General features: G+C 58.3%; 28 protein-coding genes. 20 read left to right on the forward strand and 8 right to left on the reverse strand.

All coding sequences use genetic code 11. The annotated features are described in order from the left end of the window. Nucleotides 1-50 precede the first annotated feature (50 nt). The 6 genes from ACYQ6M_RS07375 (at nucleotide 51) to ACYQ6M_RS07400 (ending at nucleotide 4,305) form a co-directional block, all read left to right on the forward strand. On the forward strand, nucleotides 51-329 hold the full coding sequence (locus ACYQ6M_RS07375) for a hypothetical protein (RefSeq protein WP_152506271.1): 279 nt from the start codon (nucleotides 51-53) through the stop codon (nucleotides 327-329). Continuing rightward, entirely contained in the window at nucleotides 319-723 is a 405-nt protein-coding gene (locus ACYQ6M_RS07380; RefSeq protein ID WP_031269287.1) for a DUF1636 family protein, read from the forward strand. The genes ACYQ6M_RS07375 and ACYQ6M_RS07380 overlap by 11 nt, the downstream gene beginning before the upstream one ends. After that, nucleotides 720-1,493: an ABC transporter ATP-binding protein gene (locus tag ACYQ6M_RS07385; RefSeq protein ID WP_152506272.1), complete on the forward strand. Its 774-nt coding sequence runs from the start codon at nucleotides 720-722 to the stop codon at nucleotides 1,491-1,493. Before ACYQ6M_RS07380 ends, ACYQ6M_RS07385 begins: the two co-directional genes overlap by 4 nt. Before the next feature lie 17 nt (nucleotides 1,494-1,510). Then, entirely contained in the window at nucleotides 1,511-2,446 is a 936-nt protein-coding gene (locus tag ACYQ6M_RS07390) for an ABC transporter substrate-binding protein (RefSeq protein ID WP_460073000.1), read from the forward strand. Nucleotides 2,447-2,499: 53 nt separating this feature from the next. Continuing rightward, entirely contained in the window at nucleotides 2,500-3,561 is a 1,062-nt protein-coding gene (locus tag ACYQ6M_RS07395) for a FecCD family ABC transporter permease (RefSeq protein WP_062488452.1), read from the forward strand. Between the two features lie 153 nt (nucleotides 3,562-3,714). Continuing rightward, nucleotides 3,715-4,305, forward strand: coding sequence for a hypothetical protein (locus ACYQ6M_RS07400; RefSeq protein WP_023000998.1), 591 nt, complete (start codon nucleotides 3,715-3,717; stop codon nucleotides 4,303-4,305). A 35-nt stretch (nucleotides 4,306-4,340) separates the two neighbouring features. On the opposite strand, the gene ACYQ6M_RS07405 is transcribed toward ACYQ6M_RS07400, so the two are convergent. Continuing rightward, nucleotides 4,341-5,576 (reverse strand): MFS transporter, encoded by a 1,236-nt coding sequence (locus ACYQ6M_RS07405; RefSeq protein ID WP_023000999.1) that lies wholly within the window; start codon nucleotides 5,574-5,576, stop codon nucleotides 4,341-4,343. Nucleotides 5,577-5,727: 151 nt separating this feature from the next. Then, complete coding sequence (locus ACYQ6M_RS07410; protein ID WP_023001000.1) at nucleotides 5,728-6,585, reverse strand: SDR family oxidoreductase; 858 nt, start codon at nucleotides 6,583-6,585, stop codon at nucleotides 5,728-5,730. A gap of 140 nt (nucleotides 6,586-6,725) precedes the next feature. Between ACYQ6M_RS07410 and ACYQ6M_RS07415 the strand changes: the two genes are divergently transcribed. Then, nucleotides 6,726-7,160 (forward strand): winged helix-turn-helix transcriptional regulator, encoded by a 435-nt coding sequence (locus ACYQ6M_RS07415; protein ID WP_023001001.1) that lies wholly within the window; start codon nucleotides 6,726-6,728, stop codon nucleotides 7,158-7,160. 43 nt (nucleotides 7,161-7,203) lie between these two features. Here ACYQ6M_RS07415 and ACYQ6M_RS07420 read toward each other — a convergent pair whose 3' ends face one another. From ACYQ6M_RS07420 to ACYQ6M_RS07430, 3 genes are all read right to left on the reverse strand, one after another. Further along, nucleotides 7,204-7,962 carry a substrate-binding periplasmic protein gene (locus tag ACYQ6M_RS07420; RefSeq protein WP_208984195.1) on the reverse strand — a complete coding sequence of 253 codons (759 nt, stop codon included), beginning with the start codon at nucleotides 7,960-7,962 and terminating at the stop codon, nucleotides 7,204-7,206. A 155-nt stretch (nucleotides 7,963-8,117) separates the two neighbouring features. Further along, nucleotides 8,118-8,567, reverse strand: coding sequence for a peptide-methionine (R)-S-oxide reductase MsrB (gene msrB / locus ACYQ6M_RS07425; protein WP_023001003.1), 450 nt, complete (start codon nucleotides 8,565-8,567; stop codon nucleotides 8,118-8,120). A gap of 166 nt (nucleotides 8,568-8,733) precedes the next feature. Continuing rightward, nucleotides 8,734-9,711 (reverse strand): GGDEF domain-containing protein, encoded by a 978-nt coding sequence (locus tag ACYQ6M_RS07430; RefSeq protein WP_075282418.1) that lies wholly within the window; start codon nucleotides 9,709-9,711, stop codon nucleotides 8,734-8,736. A 417-nt stretch (nucleotides 9,712-10,128) separates the two neighbouring features. Here ACYQ6M_RS07430 and ACYQ6M_RS07435 point away from each other — a divergent pair, with 417 nt between their 5' ends. The 8 genes from ACYQ6M_RS07435 (at nucleotide 10,129) to ACYQ6M_RS07470 (ending at nucleotide 16,810) form a co-directional block, all read left to right on the forward strand. Then, on the forward strand, nucleotides 10,129-12,519 hold the full coding sequence (locus ACYQ6M_RS07435; RefSeq protein ID WP_460073005.1) for a putative monovalent cation/H+ antiporter subunit A: 2,391 nt from the start codon (nucleotides 10,129-10,131) through the stop codon (nucleotides 12,517-12,519). Next, on the forward strand, nucleotides 12,519-12,938 hold the full coding sequence (locus tag ACYQ6M_RS07440; RefSeq protein WP_460073007.1) for a Na(+)/H(+) antiporter subunit B: 420 nt from the start codon (nucleotides 12,519-12,521) through the stop codon (nucleotides 12,936-12,938). Before ACYQ6M_RS07435 ends, ACYQ6M_RS07440 begins: the two co-directional genes overlap by 1 nt. Next, nucleotides 12,938-13,315 carry a Na+/H+ antiporter subunit C gene (locus ACYQ6M_RS07445; protein ID WP_023001007.1) on the forward strand — a complete coding sequence of 126 codons (378 nt, stop codon included), beginning with the start codon at nucleotides 12,938-12,940 and terminating at the stop codon, nucleotides 13,313-13,315. Before ACYQ6M_RS07440 ends, ACYQ6M_RS07445 begins: the two co-directional genes overlap by 1 nt. Before the next feature lie 5 nt (nucleotides 13,316-13,320). Continuing rightward, complete coding sequence (locus ACYQ6M_RS07450; protein WP_023001008.1) at nucleotides 13,321-14,910, forward strand: Na+/H+ antiporter subunit D; 1,590 nt, start codon at nucleotides 13,321-13,323, stop codon at nucleotides 14,908-14,910. Then, nucleotides 14,907-15,383 carry a Na+/H+ antiporter subunit E gene (locus tag ACYQ6M_RS07455; RefSeq protein WP_023001009.1) on the forward strand — a complete coding sequence of 159 codons (477 nt, stop codon included), beginning with the start codon at nucleotides 14,907-14,909 and terminating at the stop codon, nucleotides 15,381-15,383. The genes ACYQ6M_RS07450 and ACYQ6M_RS07455 overlap by 4 nt, the downstream gene beginning before the upstream one ends. Then, entirely contained in the window at nucleotides 15,380-15,736 is a 357-nt protein-coding gene (locus ACYQ6M_RS07460) for a cation:proton antiporter (protein WP_023001010.1), read from the forward strand. The genes ACYQ6M_RS07455 and ACYQ6M_RS07460 overlap by 4 nt, the downstream gene beginning before the upstream one ends. Further along, nucleotides 15,733-16,077 carry a monovalent cation/H(+) antiporter subunit G gene (gene mnhG, locus ACYQ6M_RS07465; RefSeq protein ID WP_023001011.1) on the forward strand — a complete coding sequence of 115 codons (345 nt, stop codon included), beginning with the start codon at nucleotides 15,733-15,735 and terminating at the stop codon, nucleotides 16,075-16,077. Before ACYQ6M_RS07460 ends, mnhG begins: the two co-directional genes overlap by 4 nt. A 316-nt stretch (nucleotides 16,078-16,393) precedes the next feature. Continuing rightward, complete coding sequence (locus tag ACYQ6M_RS07470) at nucleotides 16,394-16,810, forward strand: Ros/MucR family transcriptional regulator (RefSeq protein ID WP_006939826.1); 417 nt, start codon at nucleotides 16,394-16,396, stop codon at nucleotides 16,808-16,810. 154 nt (nucleotides 16,811-16,964) lie between these two features. Here ACYQ6M_RS07470 and ACYQ6M_RS07475 read toward each other — a convergent pair whose 3' ends face one another. Both ACYQ6M_RS07475 and ACYQ6M_RS07480 read right to left on the reverse strand, forming a co-directional pair. Continuing rightward, on the reverse strand, nucleotides 16,965-17,396 hold the full coding sequence (locus tag ACYQ6M_RS07475; RefSeq protein ID WP_023001012.1) for a SufE family protein: 432 nt from the start codon (nucleotides 17,394-17,396) through the stop codon (nucleotides 16,965-16,967). Nucleotides 17,397-17,654: 258 nt separating this feature from the next. Then, nucleotides 17,655-18,206 carry a DUF5330 domain-containing protein gene (locus tag ACYQ6M_RS07480; RefSeq protein ID WP_460073011.1) on the reverse strand — a complete coding sequence of 184 codons (552 nt, stop codon included), beginning with the start codon at nucleotides 18,204-18,206 and terminating at the stop codon, nucleotides 17,655-17,657. Nucleotides 18,207-18,503: 297 nt separating this feature from the next. Here ACYQ6M_RS07480 and ACYQ6M_RS07485 point away from each other — a divergent pair, with 297 nt between their 5' ends. From ACYQ6M_RS07485 to ACYQ6M_RS07495, 3 genes are all read left to right on the forward strand, one after another. Then, on the forward strand, nucleotides 18,504-20,204 hold the full coding sequence (locus ACYQ6M_RS07485; protein ID WP_460073013.1) for a hypothetical protein: 1,701 nt from the start codon (nucleotides 18,504-18,506) through the stop codon (nucleotides 20,202-20,204). A gap of 71 nt (nucleotides 20,205-20,275) precedes the next feature. Beyond that, nucleotides 20,276-21,001, forward strand: coding sequence for a peptidoglycan-binding domain-containing protein (locus ACYQ6M_RS07490; RefSeq protein WP_209009245.1), 726 nt, complete (start codon nucleotides 20,276-20,278; stop codon nucleotides 20,999-21,001). Nucleotides 21,002-21,102: 101 nt separating this feature from the next. Continuing rightward, on the forward strand, nucleotides 21,103-21,474 hold the full coding sequence (locus ACYQ6M_RS07495; RefSeq protein WP_460073015.1) for a DUF1491 family protein: 372 nt from the start codon (nucleotides 21,103-21,105) through the stop codon (nucleotides 21,472-21,474). A 58-nt stretch (nucleotides 21,475-21,532) separates the two neighbouring features. Here the strand turns inward: ACYQ6M_RS07495 and ACYQ6M_RS07500 are convergent, their stop codons facing one another. Then, the gene (locus tag ACYQ6M_RS07500) at nucleotides 21,533-22,690 is read right to left on the reverse strand and encodes a DUF2336 domain-containing protein (protein ID WP_460073017.1); all 1,158 of its coding nucleotides are present in this window, start codon (nucleotides 22,688-22,690) and stop codon (nucleotides 21,533-21,535) included. Between the two features lie 192 nt (nucleotides 22,691-22,882). Here ACYQ6M_RS07500 and ACYQ6M_RS07505 point away from each other — a divergent pair, with 192 nt between their 5' ends. Next, nucleotides 22,883-23,092: a hypothetical protein gene (locus ACYQ6M_RS07505; protein ID WP_031269292.1), complete on the forward strand. Its 210-nt coding sequence runs from the start codon at nucleotides 22,883-22,885 to the stop codon at nucleotides 23,090-23,092. A 62-nt stretch (nucleotides 23,093-23,154) separates the two neighbouring features. Then, nucleotides 23,155-24,018 (forward strand): hypothetical protein, encoded by an 864-nt coding sequence (locus ACYQ6M_RS07510; protein WP_055654906.1) that lies wholly within the window; start codon nucleotides 23,155-23,157, stop codon nucleotides 24,016-24,018. Nucleotides 24,019-24,373 lie beyond the last annotated feature (355 nt).

Here is a 24,373-nt window from a genome sequence, read left to right on the forward strand (position 1 = left end):
AAAGTTGCACATTCGGTTCCTAACTGCCCCGCGAAATCGCGGAGGGCGATATGAACCGGAAATTTTCTGCTGAATTCTCAAGACTTGCCAACCTCCTGACCGAGGCTGATCCGCTGGCGACGCGCGCAGCACGCGCGATGGTTCCCGATGGGCTGCAAAAATCTGTTGTCAGCAAGAACATGGGTAATGTAATAACATTACATGATGATTGTGCCAAACGTACCCGATCCGGCCGTGCCCTGTGCAACGAGGAAAGCAATGCCTTTGCTTTTCCGCAGCCTCCTGTCGGTTCACTGGCAGAAGCCGTGGAGGCGCGTCATGAGCAATGATCCGCACAAGATATTTGTCTGCACGACCTGTCGTCACAATGGGCAGACTTGCCATCCCGGATATGGGCTGATCTGCAAGCTGAAGAGTGCAATGGCACAGGCAGTGCCTGTCGTTGGAGACGAATTCGAAATCAGTGGAACAGCCGACATGGAGAGCTGTTCGAGACCTTGCACGCTGGCATTCAAGGCCACCGACAAGGCGATCTACCTCTTTGGGGACATTGAGGACGATACGGACATCGACGACCTGGTCGACTACGCCAATCGGTATCGCCAGATTGAAAATGGATGCGAGGTGACCGAGGAAAGCCACGGCAAGCGCTGGAGCGCATCGCAAGGCCGGCTTCCGGCAGCGATGATCGTTTCGGAAGCTGACGGGACGGCGTTCTCATGACGGGGATCGATCTGTTTGTCCGGGAGGTCAGCTGGAAGACGGGGCAGGGCAAAACCATTCTGCATCCGCTCAGCTTCGGTCTGCCTGCCGGTGAGGTTCTTGGAATTGCCGGCGCCAATGGTGCCGGCAAATCCACCCTGTTGCGGCTGCTCTATCGCTTCCTGAAACCGAAAACGGGCGAAATCCTTCTGGATGGCACGGATCTCTGGCACATCAGTGCCAGGGAGGCCGCCAAAACGATCGCCGCCGTGCTTCAGGAGCAGCCGACCGACTTTGCCTTGTCCGTGCGCGAGATCGTCACACTCGGTCGGCGTCCCCATGCAACCGGTATTGCCGGCGCAGGCAAGCGGGACGCCGAGATCGTCGATGACTGTCTCGGGAAAATGGATCTGCTGTCCTATGCAAAAAGAGCCTTCGGCACATTGTCAGGGGGGGAAAGGCAACGGGTGATGGTGGCCCGGGCGCTGGCGCAAGAACCAAGGCTTCTGGTGCTGGATGAGCCGACGAACCATCTGGACATCCGTCATCAGCTCGAGATCGTCGAGCTGATTGCCGATCTGGACATTACCATTGTCACCAGCCTGCACGACCTCAACCTGGCAAGCCGTGTCTGCGACAAGGTCTTGCTGTTGCATGAGGGCCGACTGGTTGCCCAGGGAATGCCGGAGACGGTGCTGACCCCCGGCAACATTGAGCAAGCCTATTCGGTACAGGTCCGTCTGGAGCAACTGTCTGCCAGCCGCGAGCGCTACCTGACCTTCCATCTTTGAATTTCTGGAGACTTAATATGAAAAAAATTGCCCTGGGCCTCGCGCTCACCTTTCTGTCTGTACCGGCAATTGCGCAAACGACGGTGGAAAGCTGCAACCGCACGGTGACCTTCGACACGCCGCCCAAAGCAGCCGTTTCGAATGACGTCAACCTGACCGAGATGATGCTGGTACTTGGCCTGCGCGACCGCATGGTTGGATATACCGGCATTTCAGGCTGGAAGACGCTGGACGCGGAAATGCGTGAGGGCGTTGCCGAACTTCCCGAACTCGCGTCGAAATATCCGAGCAAGGAAGTGCTGATCGGGGCCGACGCCGATTTCTTCTTCGCCGGCTGGAACTACGGCATGAAGGTGGGTGGTGAAGTGACGCCTGAAACGCTGGAGCCGTTCGGCATCAAGGTCTACGAGCTGACCGAATCCTGCATTCATATCGGCGACAAGCCGAAGGCGTCTCTGCAGGATCTCTATAACGACCTCCTCAACCTCGGAAAGATCTTCGGTGTTGAAGACACCGCGCACGATCTTGTTGCGGCCTACAAGCTGGAGCTGGACCGGATCGCGGCAACGGTGCCTGCTGGTGAAGAGCCGCTGCGGGTCTTTGTCTACGACAGCGGCGAGGACAAGCCCTTCACCGCCGGACGATATGCCATGCCGACAGCGCTTATCGAGGCAGCCGGCGGCGTCAACGTGATGGACGAATTTGAAAAGAGCTGGGCGACCGTCGACTGGGAAACCGTGGTGGAAAAAGACCCGGACATGGTCGTGATCGTCAACTACGGCGAAGTGACGGCTGACCAGAAACGCGACTTCATGAAACACAATCCCGCCCTGGCCAATATTGCAGCCGTCAAGAACGACCGTTTTGTCGTGCTGGACTATGTCGAGGCAACCCCGGGGCCGCGGAACCTCAAGGCCATCGGAAAGCTCACCGAAGCGTTCTGGGGAGAGTGAGCCTTGCAGAAGATGCTTCGAACTGTCGTTGCAGGCAGAAACGATAGACCGGCATGAGCCTGCTCACGGCCAAAAGCGCTGGCCTGCGCCGGTTGCGGGGGAATGGGGTATTGCTTCTGGCCGGCGTGCTGGTGTTGGCTATTTCCATTGTAGCCGCCATCGGTGCAGGTGCGGTGCCGATCCCGGGCAGCACTGTCTTCAAGGTCCTCGTCAACGGCGTGGTGCCCGGCTATTTCGACGTGGACTGGTCCAAGGGCCGGGAGGCTATCGTCTGGGAAATCCGGTTTCCGCGGGCGCTGCTGGCCGGGTTTGTCGGTGCCGGTCTGGCCGTTGTCGGGGCCGCCCTGCAATCTGTCACGCGCAATCCCCTGGCCGATCCGCATCTGCTCGGCATTTCGTCCGGTGCAGCGGCTGGCGCCATTCTTGCGCTGTTGCATACTGGTCTTTTCCTGGGGCTGATGACCGTTCCGCTGATGGCATTCGCCGGAGCATTGGCGGCAACTTTTCTGGTGCTCGGGGTGACGCGGTTTGCATCTGCAACCAGTGCCGACCGGCTGGTGCTGGCCGGTGTGGCCGTGTCCTTCATAATCATGGCGATCGCCAATATCCTGATTTTCCTGGGCGATCCGAGGGCAACGCATACGGTTGTCTTCTGGATGCTGGGCGGTCTCGGTCTTGCCCAATGGGCTCAGCTGCCGTTTCCGCTTGGCATTTTGCTGCTGGTGGCGCCGTATTTTCTGCTGCGGTCTGCCGATCTCAATGCGATGACCATCGGCGATGAAACAGCGTCGACGCTCGGCATTCCGGTTGCCCGGTTCCGTCTCACGGTATTTGTGCTGGGAGCTCTGATCACCGGTGTGATGGTAGCCTTTTCAGGCATCATCGGTTTTGTCGGGCTGATGGTGCCGCACATTGCCCGCTTCCTGGTAGGGGGCAATTATAGCCGGGTTCTGCCGGCATCAATGATGCTTGGCGCAATCTTTCTGATCTGGGCGGACATCATCGCACGAACGCTCCTGTCCCCCGAGGATATGCCTATCGGCATTGTCACCGGGCTGATTGGCGGCATTTTCTTCGTGCTCCTCCTGCGCTCCCGCACGGGTCAGGCACACTAGACCCTCGCACGGACCGCTTTCGGCCGTTCAGCCGGTCCTGGTTGAACGGCCGCTGGTCAGAGCGAGGCTCAAGGTTCGTTGTGGCAGATCTCGACGGTTTCCATCAGGCAGCATTCGTATAGTGTTGCTTTATCGAGACCAAAACGGACCCACATGGACAAACTTCCCACCAATCTTGCGGAATTCACCCACATCCGGATCATTATCGGCATGGTGATCGGGTTGGGTGTTGCGCGGCTGCTCAATGGCCTTGCGCGGTATGTTCAGCATCCCCAACGCGAAGAGATCTACAGCGTGCACCTTGGGTGGTCGTTGTTCATGCTTTTGTCCGTCGTTCACTTCTGGTGGTTCGAATTCGCACTTGGCCGCATTCAGGTCTGGACGTTCGAAAGCTATCTGTTCGTCATCGCCTTTGCCGCACTCTATTTTTTTATTACCGCCGTGCTTTATCCGGACAAGATGGGCGAATACGCCAGCTACAAGGATTATTTTCACGCCAGGCAGACCTGGATCTACGGCTTGCTTGCCCTGATGTTCGTGCTCGACATCGTGGACTCACGGCTGAAGGGGATCGATTATTTCAACGATCTTGGAACCGCGTATCTGGTGCGTCAGATCGTGATGATCGTGCTGGTGCTGGCCGCGACGAGGATCCGCAAGTCCGCTTATCACATCGGTCTCGTCAGCGTTGTCCTGCTGTCGCAGATCTGGTTGATCACCAGCAACTTCAGCGTCCTGAAGTAACTGGCGTCCGCTGGCCGTTCATCGGAACCTCGGCCTCAAGCGGCTGCGCCCGTCGGCCTCATCTTGCCGCGCATGAAGATGAAGATCATCACTGCCATGTTAAGGAAGTTCCAGGCGATACCGTTCAGGAACGCGGCCTGGTAGGAGCCTGTGAGGTCATAGATCCAGCCGGACAGCCAGCCCCCGAGGGCCATGCCGAGAATTGTCGCCATGATCACCAGTCCGACACGCTGTCCAGCTTCGCGGGCCGGCAGGTATTCTCGCACGATCACGGCATAGCTGGGCACGATGCCGCCCTGCGACAGACCGAAGATGAGGGACACGAGGTAGAGCGAAGCCAGGCCGTTGAAGGGAATGAACAGGAACAGCGCCGCACATTGCAGCACGGAACCGATCAGCAGGGTCATGACACCGCCGATCTTGTCGGCAATATATCCGGATGCCAACCGGCTGATGACACCGGCACCGGTCATCAGTGCGATCATGTCCGCTCCGGGGGCAACGCCATAACCCAGATCGACGCAATAGGCGACGATGTGAACCTGTGGCATCGACATGGCGACGCAGCATGCTAGACCCGCGACCACGAGAAGAGCCTGCAGGACGGCAGGCGGCAGGCCGGTGTCCTGGCGACCGAAACGGGCCGTGGCCGCACCGGTGCTCAGGGATGTGTCCGGAGGCGGCCGGCGCAGCAAAAGGGCCAGCGGCACCATGGCGACAAGGCAGATGACGCCGATGAGGATATAGGTCTGGCGCCAGTCGGACGTCGCAAGGCTCCACTGGATCAGCGATGGCCAGAGCACACCGGCAAGATAGTTTCCGCAGGCGGCGCAGGCGACCGCAAAACCGCGCCGTTTCAGGAACCAGTGGGAGATATCGGCGATCAGCGGGCCGAATGTGGCCGCGGTGCCCAGACCGATCAGCAGACCCTGCGCCAGAGAGAAGCTCCAGACATCCGGCGCAAAGGCGGCCAGAACGAAGCCGGCACCGAGTGATAGAGCAGAGCCTATGACGGGTATGACAATACCGTAGCGGTCGACGACGCGGCCAAGCAGGTAGTTGCCCGCAGCAAACCCGAACATCGTCGCGGTGTAGGGCAGGGACGCTCCGGCACGATCGATCCCGAAATCCGTCTGGACGGCGGGCAGAACGATGACAACCGCCCACATGCCGGCACCACCAAGGGTGCTCAGCAAAATCGAAATCGCCAACCGGAACCAGGCGTAAGGCCCGTCCTGGACGTATGGATCGGATGCGTTGGCAAGGGACATGATCGGGTACCGGGAAAGTGCAGAACCATCTGCCTAACAGGTTCGCCGATGGGGAACCAACAAATATCCTTGAACCAACCGACCACAAATTCAAATGATTGCACGAAGGCGGAGAGGCCGCCTTCGTGCCGGAGCAGATGTTTAGCGGACGTCAGGCGTTCGCTTTCAGGCTTTCGGAGATGAAATCACTCAACGAGCGGGTCGGATGACCGATCAGGTCCTCCAGGGCCGTGGAAGTCGTGAAGAGCTCGCCTTGAGACGCGCCTCTGTCGGAATCAGCGAGGACATTTGCAAAGCCTTCCGGCAGACCTGCCTGGACCAGGATGCCGGCATAGGTTGCTTCTGGCAGGTTGTTGAACGGTATCTCACGGCCGGACTGGCTGGAGAGCTCTGCTGCCAGGTCGGCAAGACTGAACGCAGGTGATCCGCCAAGTTCCAGTGCTCGCGTGCTCAGGTCGCTGCCGGCAACGGTGCGGGCTGCGGCTTCCGCGTAATCTTCGCGTCCAGCGGCGGAAAACTTGCCGTCACCGCTTGCGCCCGCAACGGCACCATGGGCAAGGGCAGCCGCTACAGTGCCGCCGAAATTCTCGATGTACCAGCCGTTGCGCAGCACGGCATGGGCAATGCCGCTCTCTCGCAGCATCCGTTCCGTCTCGGCATGTTCCACACCCAGCTGGAGGCTGGACTGCGGAACGTTGAGAAGGCTGGTGTAGACGATGAAACGGACGCCGGCTGCCTTGGCTGCATCGATGACGGCCTTGTGCTGCGGTGCGCGCTTGCCGACCTCCGATCCGGAGATCAGCAGAAGACGCTCAACACCTTCCAACGCAGCCGGCAGGGTGGCGCTATCATCGTAATCAGCCTTCACCACCGAAACCTGGTCCGTGGCAAGATCGCCCGCTTTTTCCGGTGAGCGGACAAGCGCGCGAACTGGCTCGGCGGTGAGGCCGGCAAGATGTTTGAGGACAAGACGGCCCAGCTGACCATTGGCACCCGTGACTGCGATCATTGTGTTTCTCCTTGAAGGTTGATCGTTCGAAAATACATCGGATGCTGCCCATGTAGACGGATCACTTACTTTTTGTTAGTACGTACAAAAAGGTTAGTTTTGAGATTTATCGGATCTCGGACAAAAAACTGGAAAACAGGATGAGTGATACGGCAGAAATAACCCCCAAGTGCGTGCTGAACAGCGGCGCGCCCTTGTCCGAATTGATGCAGCAGGGGGAACTGCTCAACCAGAACTGTCCATCACGCGAAATCCTGCGGCATCTCACGAGCCGTTGGGGCGTGTTGGTGCTGATTGCGCTTCTGGAAAAAGATCAGCGGTTTTCAGAACTTCGCCGCACCGTCGGCGGCGTCAGTGAAAAGATGCTGGCGCAAACGCTGCAGACTTTGGAGGCCGACGGGTTCGTCAACCGGTATTCCCACCCGGTCGTGCCACCGCATGTCGATTACAGCCTGTCCCCGATCGGCCGGGAAGCTGCAGAGAAAGTGCGAGAATTCGCTGACTGGATCGAGGTCAATATTGCCAGGATCCTGTCCGCCAAGTCCGGCCACGAGGAGGCCGTGGCAGCGGAATAACGATTTGAGGCGTTTTTCCGGCCCTTGATGGGGAGATGAACCGTCAGTGGGTATAGCGGTCGACGATCTGCCAGTATCTCGGATCGCGCCACACCCTGGAGACGGCAGCCGACAGCCGGCCTCTGATCTGCGGATCGAGATCCTTGTTGGCGGCCAGCCACTGGATGCCGTGGGTAACCGGAGCGCCGATGACGAGACTTCCCGGGTCGTATCCCTGCTGGCGGAACATGTAGCTCGCCCGAACAGACATGGTGTACCAGGCATCGATCCTGCCGGTTTTGAGCATGACGCTCATCTGTTCGGCTGATGGTATTTCCTCAACATTGCGAACACCGAACCGCTGGAGGATCTGGCTGCGCTGGCTGCCGAGATGCACCCCGATGACCTTGCCGCTCTCAATAGCCTTTTCAAAGGTATCCAACGGCTGGTCGAGCGTTACGAATGCGCTTTCCGTATAAAGCAGGGGTGCGATGTACTGGAACTTCTCACTGCGGTTCCTGGAATAGGCAGCAGTGAAGAGAAGTGAACCGGGCGTGTTTTCAGCCAGCAGCTGCGCGCGCCTCCAGGGGGCGAAGCGGATCTTGATATCCAGGCCGGCCTCTTCTGCAACGAGCTCCATGAGCTCGACTGCAATGCCCTTCTCCTGCTCATTGATGGAGAGAGGGGGCAGATATCCGGTGAATGCGACAAGCTCTTCTGCGGCGGCTGGTGAAGACAGGACCGGTTGGCCGGCAAGTCCCAAGCCGAGGCCGAAAACCAGTGCGCGCACGCAGGTGCAAGCAAAACTCCGTAGTACAGACAAGTCCCACCCCGATGTTCTTGAAGTTTGTGATGCTATTATTATCAGGGGTGTGTAACTGAAATCTAAAACTGGAAACTGTTCTTGAAACGGCTTTTTAATGCATGCATTAGATCTGCCCGCCCCGAAGCTGTAGCCGAGGCGGGCAGATGAACGGTCTATTCCGACTTGGCGGGTGGCCGGCCGCCGTGAACGAAATTCATGGCATGGCCATTGAGGCAATAGCGCAAGCCTGTCGGCGGTGGCCCGTCCGGGAAGACGTGACCCAAATGCGCGTCGCAACTGCTGCAACGGATTTCGGTTCGGATCATGCCATGGGACTGGTCTTCAAGTTCCCGGATCGCATTCGGGTCGACTGCCTCGAAAAAGCTGGGCCAGCCGCAGCCGGAATCGAATTTTGTATCCGACATGAACAGCGGCGTTTCGCAGCACACGCAATCGTAACGGCCGATGAGCTTGTTGTCCCAGTAGGGACCGGTGAAAGGGCGCTCGGTGCCGGATTGACGGGTCACATAGAACTGCTCGGGTGTAAGCTGCTCCATCCATTCGGCGGTGGTCTTCCTGATGGGGGGAGATGCTTTTTCGTGGCGGGTGGTTTCGTCGCTCATTCGGCATTCCTTATTTGATGTTTTTCCCAGAAATAGGGGCGTGCACAGGTTGCTGCAAGCCGGAGCAGATAACGGTTTCGTCAATCGTCACCTGCGGAGCCAGGCCGTGTTTTATCCGTTCATGGATAGGAAGGTGCTCTTGATTGTCGCCGTGAAAGGTCCGGGGCTAGCGAGCCAGGTGGCTTAAGGACGTCTTCACCCGGTTACCGCCTTCCTGTCTCGCCTGAAAAACGCAGTTTTCGGCAGCGGCGAGGAGAAATTCCGAGCTTTCCGAGACCCCCGTCTGTTCCACGACCGCGCAAGCCGCACCGACGGAGGCCGTCATGACGCCATTGCCGGCGGTATTTTCCGGGTTGGGAATGCCAAGGTCCTGAATGGCTACGTGCAGGTACGCGCTGATAGTCTCGGCGCCCATTTCGTGAGTTCTTGGAAGGAGGAGAGAAAATTCCGCCGTTGCCGTTCGTGCGGCGATATCTGCCGGACGGCGCGCGGTCTCCTTCAGGGTATCGGCTACCCTGGTCAGGCAATCCTCGGCAGCGCTCGGTCCGAACCGCTCCACCAGAGCTTCGAAACGGTCGAGAGACACCTTGATCAGACTGGTGTGGGTCTTTTCACGCAAGGCGATTGCCCATTCCCGTTTCAGGCCATCCTCGAAGGCACGGCGGTTGAGAAGTCCGGTGAGCGGATCCGTCTGGGTTGCCGCATCCAGCAGGCTTTCCAGCTCCTTGCGTTTGGAAATGCTGCGGAAATAGACCGCGAATGCGTAAGGCTTGCCGGCGGCATCTTCCAGAAGATGCGTGGTCACCTCCGCCCAGACCATCGGGCCGAAGGCGGAACGGAGCTGAAGATCGGCATGGGGAAGGGGGGCGTCGGCATCGCCGCTGCCGGAAAGGATCCGGTGCAGAAGATCTGCATCGGTGTTCGGGCTGGCCAGATAGACCAGGTCGCTCAGGTGATCGACCAGTTTGTCCGCACTCCATCCGAACATGCGCTCGGTTGCGGGAGAGATGAAAGCGGGCGTGCCGTCCAGACCGATCAGAACAATGGCTTCATTGCCAAGTTTGACGAGCGTTTCAAAGTCGATGTTGGACGGTCGGAGCAGATCCGTTCCCGAAGGCGTATCCCTATTGCTACCCAACACCATCTTCTGTGCCTCGCTCGAATTCCGTGGCAACGCATTCCCGAATTGAAACTGAACGGTATTCACGCTTTGAAATCAAGTGGCAAGCTGCCTTTCTTGGGTGCAGACGGAGGTGGTTTGACCCGAGTGTGAATGTTGTCGGGTGTATTGCGGGCGCGGATACCTCAAGTTTCGGCCGTGATACGTTTTCAGCACAGAAAAAATCTGTGAGATCCCCACTTGTCAGTCCTGCCCCTGACAAAAGCGCTCATGTGACGCGGGTGAATTTACCTAAAATCGACAGACATACGCTTGAACACGTAAATTCAACTGCCTAAGACATGTCATAACCCATCGGGACCGTTATTATCCGGCGGATCGGGGCTGATTCGAGCAGGCCCGTTTCCGTCGTTTCTTTAAAAACCGTGACGAAAGATCAGCATGACGCCAGCCTTGATCGACGACACCACTCTCTATGCCGTCCTCGCGCCCTTTGCTGCGGCTGTGGTTGCGCCTTTTCTGACCCGCTGGTTCAAGCACAATGCGGCCTGGCTGCTTGCTATCGTGCCGGCCTTGATCTTCCTGCATTTCACAGGGTTCGTCGAACCCGTGTCAAAAGGGGAAAGCTTCGTTGCGGCAAAGGCCTGGGCGCCCAGCTATGGTGTGAACTTTTCCGTCTATGTCGACGGATTGTCGACGCTGTTCGCCTTGCTGATTTCAGGCATCGGAACCTTCATTATCCTGTATGCCGGCGGCTATCTCAAAGGCCACCCGCAACAGGGCCGGTTCTTCTCGTTCCTGTTGATGTTCATGGGGTCGATGCTCGGCCTCGTGCTCGGCAACAACCTGATTTCCCTGTTTATCTTCTGGGAACTGACGTCGATCACGTCTTTCCTGCTGATCGGCTTCGATCACCTGCGCGCCGCGTCCCGCCGGGCCGCGCTGCAGGCGCTCGTGGTCACGGGCGGCGGCGGTCTGGCCCTGCTGGCCGGTTTCATCCTGATCATCTCCGCCACGGGCGAAATCGAGATGTCGGTGCTGCTGGCCTCCCCGGACATCATCAAGGATACCACGCTCTACGTGCCGATCTTCTTCCTGGTTCTGGGCGGCGCCTTCACCAAGTCGGCGCAGTTTCCGTTCCATTTCTGGCTTCCCAACGCCATGGAAGCGCCGACACCTGTTTCCGCCTATCTGCATTCGGCAACCATGGTGAAGGCCGGCGTCTATCTGTTGATGCGCATGCATCCGCTGCTGGGGGGGACAGAACTCTGGACAACGGTCCTGCCGCTGTTCGGTGGCATAACACTGCTGGTGGGCACGGTCCTGGCGGTGCGCCAGACCGACCTGAAGCTGATGCTTGCCTACACGACCGTGGCATCGCTCGGGCTTCTTGTCATGTTGACCGGGACCAGCCAGGAAAAGGCGCTCGAAGGCGCTGTCCTCTATCTTCTCGCGCACTCCCTGTTCAAGGGCGCGCTCTTCATGGTTGCCGGCACGATCGATCACGAAGCCGGTACGCGTGACATCACGAAGCTGGGCGGCTTGCGTTCGGCCATGCCGATCACGTTTGCAGCTGCCTGTCTTGCGGCGCTTTCCATGGCCGGCCTGCCGCCTTTCATCGGCTTCATTGCCAAGGAAGTACTTTATTACGGCACCTGGGGCTGGCTGGAACTCGGTCTGCCCATCACCATCACTGCTGTCATCGGCAATGCCTTGATGCTGGTGATTGCCGCCGCGGTTGCCATCAAGCCCTTCCTGGGTCCGAAAGTGGAAACGCCGAAACATGCGCACGAGGGACCTGTTCTGCTGTTCGCAGGTCCGGTGTTCCTGTCTGTGACCGGCCTCGGGCTGGCCCTGATTGCGCATACGACTGGTGAACTGTTCATCGGACCGACCCTGTCTTCGCTTCTCGGCAAGACGACGCAAATCGAACTTCATCTGTTGCCGACGTCGATCAACGCGCCGCTGCTGCTGTCGCTGGTCACCATCGGTCTCGGGATTGCTCTGTTCACTCAGATCGACCGCCTGCGCGGGCTGATCGGCTCTGTCCTGACAACGATCGGTTGGGGACCGGACAAGGGGTTCGACCAGTTCGTGGCCGGTATTGTCGGATTGTCCTGGCGGATCACCCGCCTGCTGCAGTCCGGCAAGATGCAAACCTACATGATGCTGACCTTCATCTTCACGGGCGCTGCCGTGTTGTTGCCGGGCTTCCTGACGGACAGCCTGCCGGCAATGCCGAAGATGCCCGACTATCGCTTCTATGAATGGGGCATCCTGCTGATCGCTTTCTTCGGATTGATCGCCGTACTTGTCGCCAACACCCGCCTGACAGCCATCGTGTCTCTTGGCATCCAGGGCTTTGCAGTTGCCTTGATCTTCATGATGTTCGGCGCGCCGGATCTGTCCTTCACCCAGTTCATGGTGGAGACGCTGTCGGTCGTCATCCTTGCTCTGGTCATGACCAGACTGAACCTGTCGCCCAGTGACCACCGGCATGGTCTTGCCGCGATTGTCACGGGGATCGTCGCGATCGGTGTCGGTCTCGGCTTGACGCTGACGCTGCTTGCAATCACGCAGCAGCCCTTCGACAGCCGCTTGTCCGACTTCTTCGCCCAGTTCAGCCGCTCCATTGCCCATGGCCGGAATATCGTCAACGTGATCATCGTCGACTTCCGCGGCTTTGATACGCTGGGTGAAATCGCCGTGGTGGTTCTGGCCGGGCTTTGTGTTCTGGCGCTCATCCGGGTGCGGACGAAGCCTGAAAAACCGATCGAGAAACCGAAGACGGTCGAACCGCCCACACCGGCCCAGACTGGGGAGGCTCACTGATGCGTACGATCATCTTCCGCACCATTGCGCCCTATCTGTCCGCGCTGATGGTCCTGTTTTCGGTCTTCGTGCTGCTGCGCGGCCATAACGAGCCGGGTGGTGGATTTATCGGCGGCCTGATTGCCGCATCGGCGTTGGCGATTTTTGGTATCGCCTGCGGTGTTGCTTCCGTTCGCCGCGCCATCGTGTTCCACCCGATGGGGGTATCCGGTTTCGGACTGTTCCTGGCGGCTGTGGCAGGCATCCCGTCGATATTCAAGGCGCAGGCCTTCATGACCAGCCAGTGGCTGGAGGTGCATGTTTTCGGCGTGGAGATCGCCTTGTCGACGCCGTTGTTCTTCGACATTGGCGTTTACCTGGTGGTGGTGGGTGCCATCGGCTCCATTGCACTGGCGCTTGAAGAAAGGGAGGCCGACTGATGGAAACCGGCGTTGTCATCCTGATTGGCCTGTTCTTCACCGTGGCCGTCTACCTGATGCTGTCCAAGCAACTTGTGCGCATTCTTCTGGGTATCGCCATTCTGGGCAATGCCGTGAACATGCTCATCTTCACCAACGGGCGCCTGACGCGCGAGGTTCCGCCGCTCATTCCGGAACATCTCTATGCTCCGGAAACCGCGACGGCCAATCCGCTGCCGCAGGCGCTGGTGCTGACGGCAATCGTCATTTCCTTCTCGTTCTTTGCGTTCCTGCTGGTGCTGGCCTTCCGGGCCTACCAGGAACTTGGCACCGATGAAGTCAACGAAATGCGCATCGCCGAACCCGAACACGACCAAACTCCGCCGCAAGGGTACTAAGCTACATGGCCGGTTCTTCCGTTTCCGTCGATCTTTCCCAGGCCATGGTCACTACGCCCGTTGCGGCGGGTGACTGGCTGGTGGTCGCGCCTTCGCTGATCACAATCCTGGGCGGTGCGCTGTGCCTGATGCTGCGCAAGAACACCGATCTGCAGCCGAAAGTCGGCATAGGTTTCCTGGCACTGCTGGTGCTGGCCAACCTTGCACTGCTGATCCGGGTGCTCGATCATGGTGTCATTACCATGGTGATGGGCAGCTGGCTGCCGCCGTTCGGCATTGCCTTCACAGTGGATACGCTTGGTGTCACGCTGTCACTGATCGGCTCAATCGTGGCCTTCTGTGCGGGTGTTTTCGGCGCAGCCACCGTTGACAGCACAGGACGCAGATATGGGTTTTATCCATTCCTGCTTCTGCTGATGACAGGTGTTTGCGGCGCGTTCCTGACCGGGGATGTGTTCAACCTCTATGTCTGGTTCGAAGTTCTGCTGATTTCGTCCTACGGGCTTCTGGTCCTCGGTAACGACAGGATCCAGCTTGACGGCGCGGTCAAATACGGTGTCCTGAACCTGATCGGCACGAACCTTTTCCTGATCGCGACAGGTCTGCTTTACGGAATTTTCGGCACGCTCAACATGGCAGACCTTGCCATGAAGGTTGCCGCCCTGGAAAATCCGGCTTCCGGCACACTGGCAACGGTTGCCGCGCTCTATTTCCTCGCCTTTGCCATGAAAGCGGCCGCGTTCCCGGTCAATTTCTGGCTACCTGCGTCCTACCACACGCCCAACGTGGTGGTGTCGGCGGTCTTTGCAGGCCTTCTGACCAAGGTTGGCGTTTATGCGCTGATCCGCATCTTTGTTCTGATCCTGCCGGCCTCCCGCGGCTATATGGCCGATGTGATCGCGCTGGTTGCCATCGCCACCCTGCTGACAGGGGCGATCGGAGCTCTGGCGCAAAGTGAAGTGCGGCGGCTGCTCGGCTATGTGGTCATTGCCGGCATCGGGTCGATGCTCGCCGGTGTTGCCGTTGGTTCGACGCTGGCAGTCTCGGGTGCCATTTTCTACGCGGTCCATTCGATCATCGTCATGACGGCACTTTATATGGCAGCGGGCATCATGAACATGATGGGCGGTTCCTACGACCTGAGGCAGCTGGGTGGGCTCTATCAAAAGAGTGCGGTGTTCGCAGCCGTGTTCCTGGTACTTGGTTTTGCCGTTTCGGGTCTGCCACCATTCTCCGGTTTCTGGCCCAAGGTCATTCTTGTGGATGCGGCATTCGCAGACGGCCGGACCTGGCTGGGTGCTGCCATTCTTGTCAGCGGGTTCCTGACAACCATGGCGATGGGCCGGGTCTGGATCTTCGCCTTCTGGCGCGGTGGACCTGAAGGCACTACTGACGGGCAGGCCGTTGCCGTGACGGGCGAGGGCGGCGCGCAACTTTCTGGAGCCGCAGTCTGGTTGCCACTCGGCATCCTAACTGCGCTTGTTGTCTATTTCGGCCTGCAGCCGGAATGGATGCTGGAGCTTTCAACGCGAGGGGCAAGCGGCATTGTTGAACCGCTCGGCTACCTGCGTTCAGTCTTTGGGGGCCAGGGATGACCAGTCTCTTTCTCATCAACATTCTTCTGATGCTGGCTTGGGGAGCTGTCACGGGCAGCTTCTCTGAAGTCAATCTGGCCTTCGGTTTCGTGCTCAGTTTCGGCGCGCTTTACCTGATCCGGGAACAGGTTGGTACTGCCGCCTATTTCCAGCGGGTCTCCAAGGGCTTCGGTCTGGCTGTGCTCTTCGTCTATGAACTGGTGCTGTCGGCCTGGCGGGTTGCGATCATCGTGCTCAAGCCGAAGATCAAATTGCAGCCGGGCATCATCGCGTTTCCGCTGACAGTGGACAGGGACTTCGAAATCACGATGCTGGCCAATCTGATCACCCTGACGCCGGGCACATTGTCCGTTGATGTCTCCGACGACCGGAAGACGCTTTATGTGCACTGTATCGACGTGCCTGACCCGCAAGCCACGATCGACGACATCAAGAACGGTTTTGAACGCAAGATCCTGGAGGTGTTCAGATGACTCCGTTTGAGACCTTTTCTTCCGGTTTCCTGGAAATCAGCGTCAAGATCGCGCTGGCTCTGCTGACGATTTCCTTCATCATCATCGTCGTGCGGACGGTCAAGGGACCGAGCCTTCCGGACCGTGTTGTCGCCCTGGACATGCTGGTCGCGGTGGGGATCGGCTTTATCGCGGCCATCGGCGTTTCCACCGGCTTTTATCTTTACATCGACATTGCGATTACGCTCGGCCTCGTCGGCTTCCTGGCAACCGTCGCTTTCGCACGCTTCGTCCTGAACCGCGGCCTTGCCGGCGACAAGACGATCATGGACGAAGTCGAAGAGAGCATTAAGCGCAGGGAGGCGGGACAATGAATGCTGCCGTTGAAATCATCACCGGTATCATGCTGGTCGTCGGTGCTTCCTTCGCACTGGTCGCATCGATCGGTATCATCCGTCTGAAAGATGTTTACATGCGAATGCATGCGGCCTCCAAGGCGGGTACTCTGGGGTCGGGAGTGATGTTGCTTGCGCTGGCAGTTCATGCTGGCGATCTGGCCGTTGTCACACGGGCAATCGCCGGAGTCGTATTCTTCCTGCTCACCGCCCCAATTTCGGCTCATTTGTTGGCAAAAGCTGCATACGCAGCCGGCTACCGTCCCTGTGCCGATACCAAGGAAGATGCCCTTGCAAAAACTGTCCGGCCGAAAAGCTGAGGCATGGTGTGCGGCAATGGTCCTGAAAGACAGATTTCCTGACAATACTATCGGTTCATTGTCGAAATAGGTGCGTTAGGTATAGCCAATATTTGTACAATTTGATTTTTATTGCTTCTGATCGATTTTTATTTGAATTACGGGGTTGTCGTTCAACGAAAGCGGCGATATAAGGCTGTGACGATTGCCTGCAAAGTAGAATCGTTTTTGATTTCTGGGCCCGCAAGTAACTGAATTTCTAGTTCCGCTTTCGGCAGACATTTTTTGCAGGTAAACCACAAAGCTAATTTTGAAATCAGTAGAGAACGGGTGAAATATGACTGACAGTCCGGTGGATGCGAATCTGATTGATCTTACGGCAGACATCGTCTCAGCCTATGTGAGCAACAACACCGTTGCGTCAACAGATCTGCCAGGCCTGATCAACGAAGTTTACGGCGCGCTGCAGAGAACTGCCAGCACTTCCACCGAGCCGGAGCCGGAGCCGCTGAAGCCTGCTGTGCCGGTGAAGAAGTCGGTCATGCCGGACTACATCATCTGCCTGGAAGACGGCAAGAAGTTCAAGTCGCTGAAGCGCCACCTGCGCACGCACTACAACATGACCCCGGAAGAGTACCGCGAGAAGTGGGACCTGGGTGCCGATTACCCGATGGTTGCACCGAACTATGCGGCTGCCCGTTCGGAACTGGCCAAGAAGATGGGCCTCGGCCAGCAGCGCAAGCGCTCCAAGTAAATCCTTCGGCCCAGATCGAAGTACAAAAGAGCTGCCCATGGGCAGCTCTTTTTTTGTTTTGTGATGGAGATCTTCAGTTAATTGCGGATGACGCTCGGTGTGAGCGCAACTGAAGCACTTGCCGAAAGAGCAGAGTGATCAAATTGAAGGGCTCTCAGGCTGCTGCCAGAGCTCCTTGCGCGTCGCTGCGGATGCGTCCGACCATCGATTTGAGACCGTTGGAGCGCTGCGGCGTCAGGTGCTCCTGCAGACCCAGTTTGGCAAAAATACCTTCGACGTCGGTGTCAAGAATGTCCTGCGCGGTCTTGCCGCTGAACAAAGAGGTGACGATGGCTACGAGCCCTTGCACGATAAGCGCATCGCTGTCACCCCGGAAGCTGAGCACAGGTGTGCCGTCGCCCGTCTTGTCGATGGAGGTGATCAGCCAGACCTGCGACACACAACCGCGCACCTTGTTGGCATCGGTCTTTTCGGCGTCGGCAAGATCAGGCATCTCCTTGCCAAGGTCGATGAGGTATTTGTAGCGATCTTCCCAGTCGTCGAGAAAATCAAACGTCTCAAGGATTTCGCTCAAGGTTGTGGTCATGGCACCGGTCTTTGAAGGTCTTGTCCGCCTTCATATAACTCGTGAGCGGCAAAGTGCAAATGCCGGCAGGTGCGAGAGAGGGGGGAGAATAAAGATACGCCGCAGATGAAATGGGCAGCTTTCCATCTGCGGCGCAGCGGAACAATCCGCTGAAGTGAAGCCGTCTTTGCGTTGCTGCCGTGCAGCAGCGCTCCAGCGGGGGCGCAATCGGCCGTTTTCAGATCCAGGAGGTCGTAGGATCTTGAACGACCAGTGTGCTCAGGTCTTTTGGCCTGAGCGTGGTTTGGGCCGTGGCACCGGCCCAAGCACTGCCTCTTTGGAAGAGACGTTATCAAAGACCGGCTGCCAAGATGGTGTGCCGGCGAAAACCTGGGGTTCCTGGCCTGAAGATTGGCCGGACGTCGTGCCAGCACTCGATACGGGCGTCGAGCCGGTCACCAGCTGTTCGCTTCCCGATTTCTCGGCAATCTGCGTGTCGAGAAACTCATAGACAATCCGAGCGCCGTCGCGTGCGCGGCTGCCGATTGCCGTCAGTGCATCGCCTCCCGTTTCGCAGGCCTGCGGATTGCGTCCGCAAAAGCCGCCGATGTCCGACATCGTTGCCTGTGCCGCCAGGAAGGCCGACACCGGATCGATGTTTTCCGTCGAAGTGTCTTCCTGATCTGACCCGAGGGGAATCAGGACGAGCACCAAGGTGAGCCAAAAGGCCGTCCTCAAGAGAAAGAACATGTCGCTACCCATAGTCTGTTCTGTCTTGCGTGCCTTTGTGCCGTTGGCACGCTTGTTATGGGGGCACATTACCAGCGACATGAGAATCCCCGGTTGAGCGGGAAAAGCCAATTTTCATAAAATAAATCAGGTATTTAAATCGTATTTTCTGAAATATTGATTCAAATTTTAGCTAATTCCGGTCAAGATATTGAGGCCAATGGGTTTTTCGGAAAAAAACGCAATTTGGATTCATCCTTTATCGTTCCTTAAGTGCTGCAACCGACAATGGCCGTACAAAAGGTGCGAGCGGATGTTTCCGCGATTGTTGTGTGGTAGAGTAGATTGCGTAACCTTCTGAAAAACATGCAAAATATCTGGGGGCATTGGGTGGCTCGCGTGGATGGAATGATTCATCCCGAAGCTGCTTCCGATCCTTTTCTTGCACCGTTGCATCGTTCGTTTCTGCTCAGCTGTTTCGTCAGCGGCGCTGCGGCTCTGGTGGTACTGCCACTGCATCTGGCGCTGGCCGGGCCGCCTCAGGCAGCCACTCTTCTCGCGCTCGCCTGGATGCTGAGCCAATGGCCTCTGGCGCTTTATCTGTCCCAGTCGGGGGCGCTGTCCAAGGCTGCCGGTCTTTCTGCTTCCCTGTTCGCGGTGTTTGTTGCCGGCGTCTGCGCGGTTACCGGCGGTGCGCTGTCCTTTGCGCTGGCTTGGTTGCTGGTGCCGCCGATGGAGGCTGCGCTCGCAGCAAGCCGGCGGACGGCACTCGCCGTGACGGGGCTTTGCGGTGCCCTGGTCCTTGCCCTGATGTTTGTTCCGCTGCCTGTCCCTTCGGCTTCCGGATTTCCAGGGCTGGCGACGCCGTTTGCGACGCTGGCGGCTCTGCTTTATGTCGGTTTGCTGTCGCTCCGCATCGCGCTTGACCGGTCTCTTGCGCAAAAAGTTGTGAGGGCAACGGAGGAAAGACGCCTCCAGATCAGTCAGAGTGTCTCCGACATCTATTGTGAACTCGGGTCTGACGGTGGCCTCAAGGTCATTGGCGGCCCGGTGAAGGATGTGCTCGGGCACCTGCCGGTGGAAAGCGGGGAGGACTGGCTGTTTCCGCGCCTTCACGTTGCGGACCGGCCGCTTTATCTGACCTGTCTTTCCGAAGCCCGTTTGAGTGGCGCCACAAGAACCTTCGAGGCACGTTTGAGGGTTGGCGCAAATCGTCCGGGTGAAGCAGGGCAGGCCGACTACCGGCGTCTGGAAGTGCAGCTGCGCGCCAGCCGGCAGAGCAGCCCGTCTTCTGAACACGGTGTGGCACTTCTGCTAACGCTTCGTCCTCTTGAACCCATCGAGCCCTCGGCAGGCAAGACCGCGGGATCCGCCACAGACGGAAGCGCACGCGCGGACCGAATTTCGCGGGACATGCTTGAAACGGCGGGCGTTGAGGCTTCGCAGGCGCTGTCGGACATTCTGGCGCAATCCGAACGTCTTGAGCGCCTGGGGCGTGATACCTCCGATCCTGTGCTCAAATTGGCGGTGCAGTCCCTGCGGCAAAATGGTGAACGGGGCCTGGCCTCGCTCACTGCGGCTCTGGATCTGGTTCCGGCCGACAGATCTCCCGGCGAACCGGAGATTACCGGTGTTGATGTCGAAGCCTGTCTCGTTCAATGCATGGACATGGTCGCAAGGGTGGCCTTGCGTCGCGGTGTTGCTCTGGAAATGGAGCCCGGCCAGGACAGTCCGCTGGTTGCTGCCGACAGAAAATTGCTGCGGCAGGCACTGTGTTTCCTGCTGGTGGATATGGTGGAAACTTCCGAGGCTGGCGCCGTGGTGAGCGTTGGTGTCGATCTCGGTACAGGCTACACTAACTATGTGTTTTCGGTGAAGAACCGCCAGTCCAGCCTTTGCTGGAGCGCCGAGGCCGCGGCAACCGTGCTGGGCGTTTCCAGGGCCCTTCTGGAGCGCATGGGCGGCAGCCTGACTGTTCAGACCATTCTGGGACAGGGGGAAAGCGTGACTGTGACCCTGCCGCTTCGGACGCAAGCGCAGCAGTGCGCCGGTAGGACCGGCGAGGTGCTCCGTGTCGAGCAATTGGCAAGATCGGCATAGGCGCAATGGCAAGAGCAAAGAAAACGACAAAGCAGACCAAGGCGCAGCAAGCAAAGTCGTCGGAATCCCTGATGGCGAAGGCCGGTCATATGGCGCTCGACAATCCAGTCGCAGCGGGTGGTACTGTGGTGATGGGGCTGACGGCATGCCTGATCGTGGCCAATGCGGTCGGCCTGCAGCCTGGCCGGCATCCGGCGCCGCTGTTCACGACACGAGATCGACCGGATACCATGCAGCTGCCGGAACCGGATGGCAGAAGTCCCGGGCTTCAGGTGCAGGAGATCTCCACCCTTGTGCTCGACCTGCAGATTTCCCTGCGCAAGATCGGCCTGTACGAAGGCCCTCTGGACGGACTGAACGGCCCGGCGACCGAGCGTGCCATCCGTGGTTTTGAACGTCACGCCGGACAGATCGAGACCGGAGAGGCAACGGAAGCGCTGCTTGCTCTGGTGTTGATGCAGGGAGAAAGCCCCGTAACGTCCGTGAATGGTCCCGTGCCTCGTCCGAAGCCCGGGTTCTCGGGTACGACAAGACAAGACAGCGCTGAAGTTCTTGATGCCGGTGCCGACGACAGTGCCGATGCCGGTGTAGAGTCCGATCCGAAGTTGATGAAGATCCAACAGGCATTGTCCGAACTCGGCTACGGTCCGCTGAAGGCGGACGGCGTGATGGGAGCCAATACCACCGCTGCCATCAGGCGGTTTGAATTTGACAGGGGCCTGCCGTTGACGGGGGAACCCGGCACCAAGGTCATCGAGCGCCTGGAAATGGTCAGTGGCCGGTCGCTGTCCGGCTAGATTGCCGGACGGCAAGTTGCCGCGTGAGCGCAACTGTCGTAGAGCAGGGCCTTCCTTCTCCATCTTCGGGAGTGCCGGCGGGTTCGGCAGAGGCGGTCAGCATGCGGGTTACATCTGAGTTTTTCGTCAGTGCACTGGTCCGGCGCGTATTCGGCGAGGGCGGCTTTGCAGCTGTTTCCAGGAAAGGGGCGCCCGAAGCCGGTGCGGTCTTTATCTGTGTGGACCGTCTTGACGGTAGCTTCGACTTCTATGGCCCGGCGCCGCAAGCCATGTTCAGCAGTCTGCCGCAGGGGCGCTTGTTCGAAAGTGTCTTCGAACGGGTGGACAGGGAAACGATAGACGCGCGGCTGGTAAGCGAAGCGCGAATGGATCCGGACTATTGGCTGGTGGACATCGAAGCACGCGACGGCAGGATTGACCTGCCATTGGTGCAGGATGAGCCGAAGCCCGACACAAACCTCTACCGCTTTTAGTACAGATTTAAATATGGGCGTTCAGCCCTCCCGCAACACAGTGCTTGAGCGGGTATTCTCAGGAACGGTTCGACTTGCGAGTGGTTTCGGCTTGAACGAAACCAAACTTCTGTCCGTCCGTTGTCGCCGCATCGCGGCGCGAACCTTCCTGATATTGCGAGTCAAGCTGTGCAGATACGGGCTGAGTGACCTGGTCATGCAGGATCCACTGTCCGACCAGCACCTCGGCAGCGCCCTGGCTGAGCGTGCGATGGAGGCGCAGCAGGCCGCGCAGTCTTTCCAGTGACAGGTTTTCACCCAGCATGCGGATCATCACGGTCGTGACTTCGGATGCCGACATACCAAGCGCTTTCAATGCAACGGTCAGACCTTCGGCCTGATCGTCATGCATCAGCAGATCGCAAGTGGTCTGCGGCAGTCCGAGCCCCTGGCCCAGGAGATCCGCAAAACGGGACCGCTGCTGGAAAAGGGCTTCGCTCACCAGTGCGTCCCGCAATTTGAGGCGCGCGGTGTCCGTGCGTCTGTCGGTTGCGGAACCAGGGGTTTGTGCCTGTTTGACCAGGCTGGTCATCTCCGCCGCGGCGATCGCTTTCGATTTGAGCGGAGCTGGTAAATGCAGGAATTGTCCCATAAGTCCATCCGGGTTTAATGCGTCCTGACCTGCCAATTCTAAACCAAGAGTGGCAACGATGTCACTACGACAACTGAGTTTTGCCTGATGAGCTTGTGTCAGGGTGACGTCTTCCCGGTCGAGAAGGATACGGATTACAGGGGCTCCGGCGTGTTCGCACAATGTCGTGATCACCGATTCGCGCAAGGATGGCCGGTTGGCGACCGCTTTGCGGAGGGAATCCGGACCTGCCTCCGCAACCTTCAAAAGGAGATCCACAGAAAGCCTCGGACTGTAACGAAGGGCCGGATAGGCCGTCAGTTCGTCTTCGTCGGATGCGAGCTGCGTCAGGAGGTCGTCGGGAATTTCCGGATGCGCAGCCAGCAGATTTGCGATCCGGCGCCTGTCCGGCAGTGAGGTTTTAGGCAGGAAGTTTGACGCCAACTCCAGAAAAATGCGTTTTTCTTCAACATCATGCCGAGTGCGTCCGGCAAACAGCTCACTTGCGGCCAGAAGGACGCCACGATCCTCGCCCTTTGTGGACGCGGATTTGTCCGGTGAAGCGGAATTCGGCAAAGGCTGACTGAAATGTTGAGTTTGGCGCATGACACCCGTCTACAAAATACGAAAGACCGGACCACCGGAGGAACTTGCTTCGTTCAAATTGCAGGAAAAGCGTTAGCATGCTGTTAACCCTGACAGCTTCTTAATGAAGAGCAGGAAGTAATGCGTCGCCCGTTTGACCGTTCCCCGCCGGTAATACGCCGTCAGGGGAGATCGGAACCGAAGGAGGAGACGATGGGCACCTTGTTGGACTTTACATCAGCTCAACGCCCCGCAGCACGTGTGGGCTATCGTTCCAATCAGCGCCGTATGGCAAGCCGAGAGACCTTTGGAGAAGTTATCCTCTTCCCAGGTGTCCGGTACGAGCGCCATGACCTTGATCTTGCCGCACGAATCGCGACCATCGGAAAAGCGGCCGGACCTGCTGGCTCCGACAAGGACTGACGGTCCAAGCCTCTCCAGCCGCGCAGGAGAAGTTTCTTTTTAGCGGCCTGGAGAAGCGCCCGATGGGCAAAGGCAAAGCGGAACAATCCGCCACCGCATCCCTCGCGGAGAGCGGTCGCAGATCAGGGCAGGGCGCCATTGCCGTCGCTGCCGTGCTGATTGCCGTCAGCCTTGCTGCCTGTACGCGCCCGACAGGGGATTTTGATCGTGCCAGGCCATCCGTCATTCATGACAGGGTGATGCCGGCGGCGGGCGACGAAGCAGCGCGCCTGCGCGGTGATCCGGTTTCCAAGTTCAACTACACGAACGACGAAAAGCTGATGCGCAACCGCGGCTGGACGCTGATCCGTCCGCCATGGACCAAGGACTGGATCGGCGGGACCATGGTTGAGCTGTCGCGAACACGCGTTCTTCCGGAAGTTGAGGGGCGTGTGCCGCCTGATCTCTATCTGATCTATCTGCGCTCAGACAAGTTCCAGTCTTCCGATGCCCGCTACGACAAGATTGCCGCTGACGCATCCGGCGATGCGGAGCTGGTGATGCCTTTCTGCGAAGTGGCCTTGCGTGTGAAGGCCGCGGATGACGAGCGGCTGCGAGTTCTGCAGAACAAGCCGGTGAAGTCCGAGGAAACCTATGAAGGTGCGAAGGCGCGCGTCTGGGAAAACCGGGTGATGATCAAATGGGTCGGTCAGGCACTGCGGTATCGGATCATCGCCTACAAGAAGGCGCTTGACGGACTGGAGATCGAAACGCCGACCCGCGATCGCGTCTGGAAGGTCAATAACGCCATTCGGGAACTGGAAGGCCAGGTTCGCATTGCCGAAGCCGGTTGCGATCCGGACAAGCGTTATGGGGACGACAAGCCTGTTCGCAGGTCCCGGATCTATACCGGGTGGGGAACTGAACGCGCGCCGGTCGTGAAATAGCCCGCTTCCGAATTTCAGGCCTGAATTCTGACATTTTATTGAGTGCTATATTCTGCCCACGTCAGATCTACTGATGCGCGGATACATTTTCGGCTGTAGAGGCGGAACTGCTTTTCCACAGGCTGGAGGCGCGATCGTTCAAGGTCTGAAAAAACATCTTTGAGAAGACTTCTGGACGGGTTCTTTTACAAGAAACCTATGAGAATTTATTTCGTAAGCTAAGCGTATTCAAAATTTTTAAACGATACCGCTCAGCGTTATTTTTTTACGAAAACACAACAGCCAAAATCTCGTTTTACTTGATCTGCTTCACTTTTTGTCAAATTGACTTGCCTTAAGGGCATGCGCGCATAAG

It is taken from the genome of Roseibium sp. ROS1 (assembly GCF_054658215.1).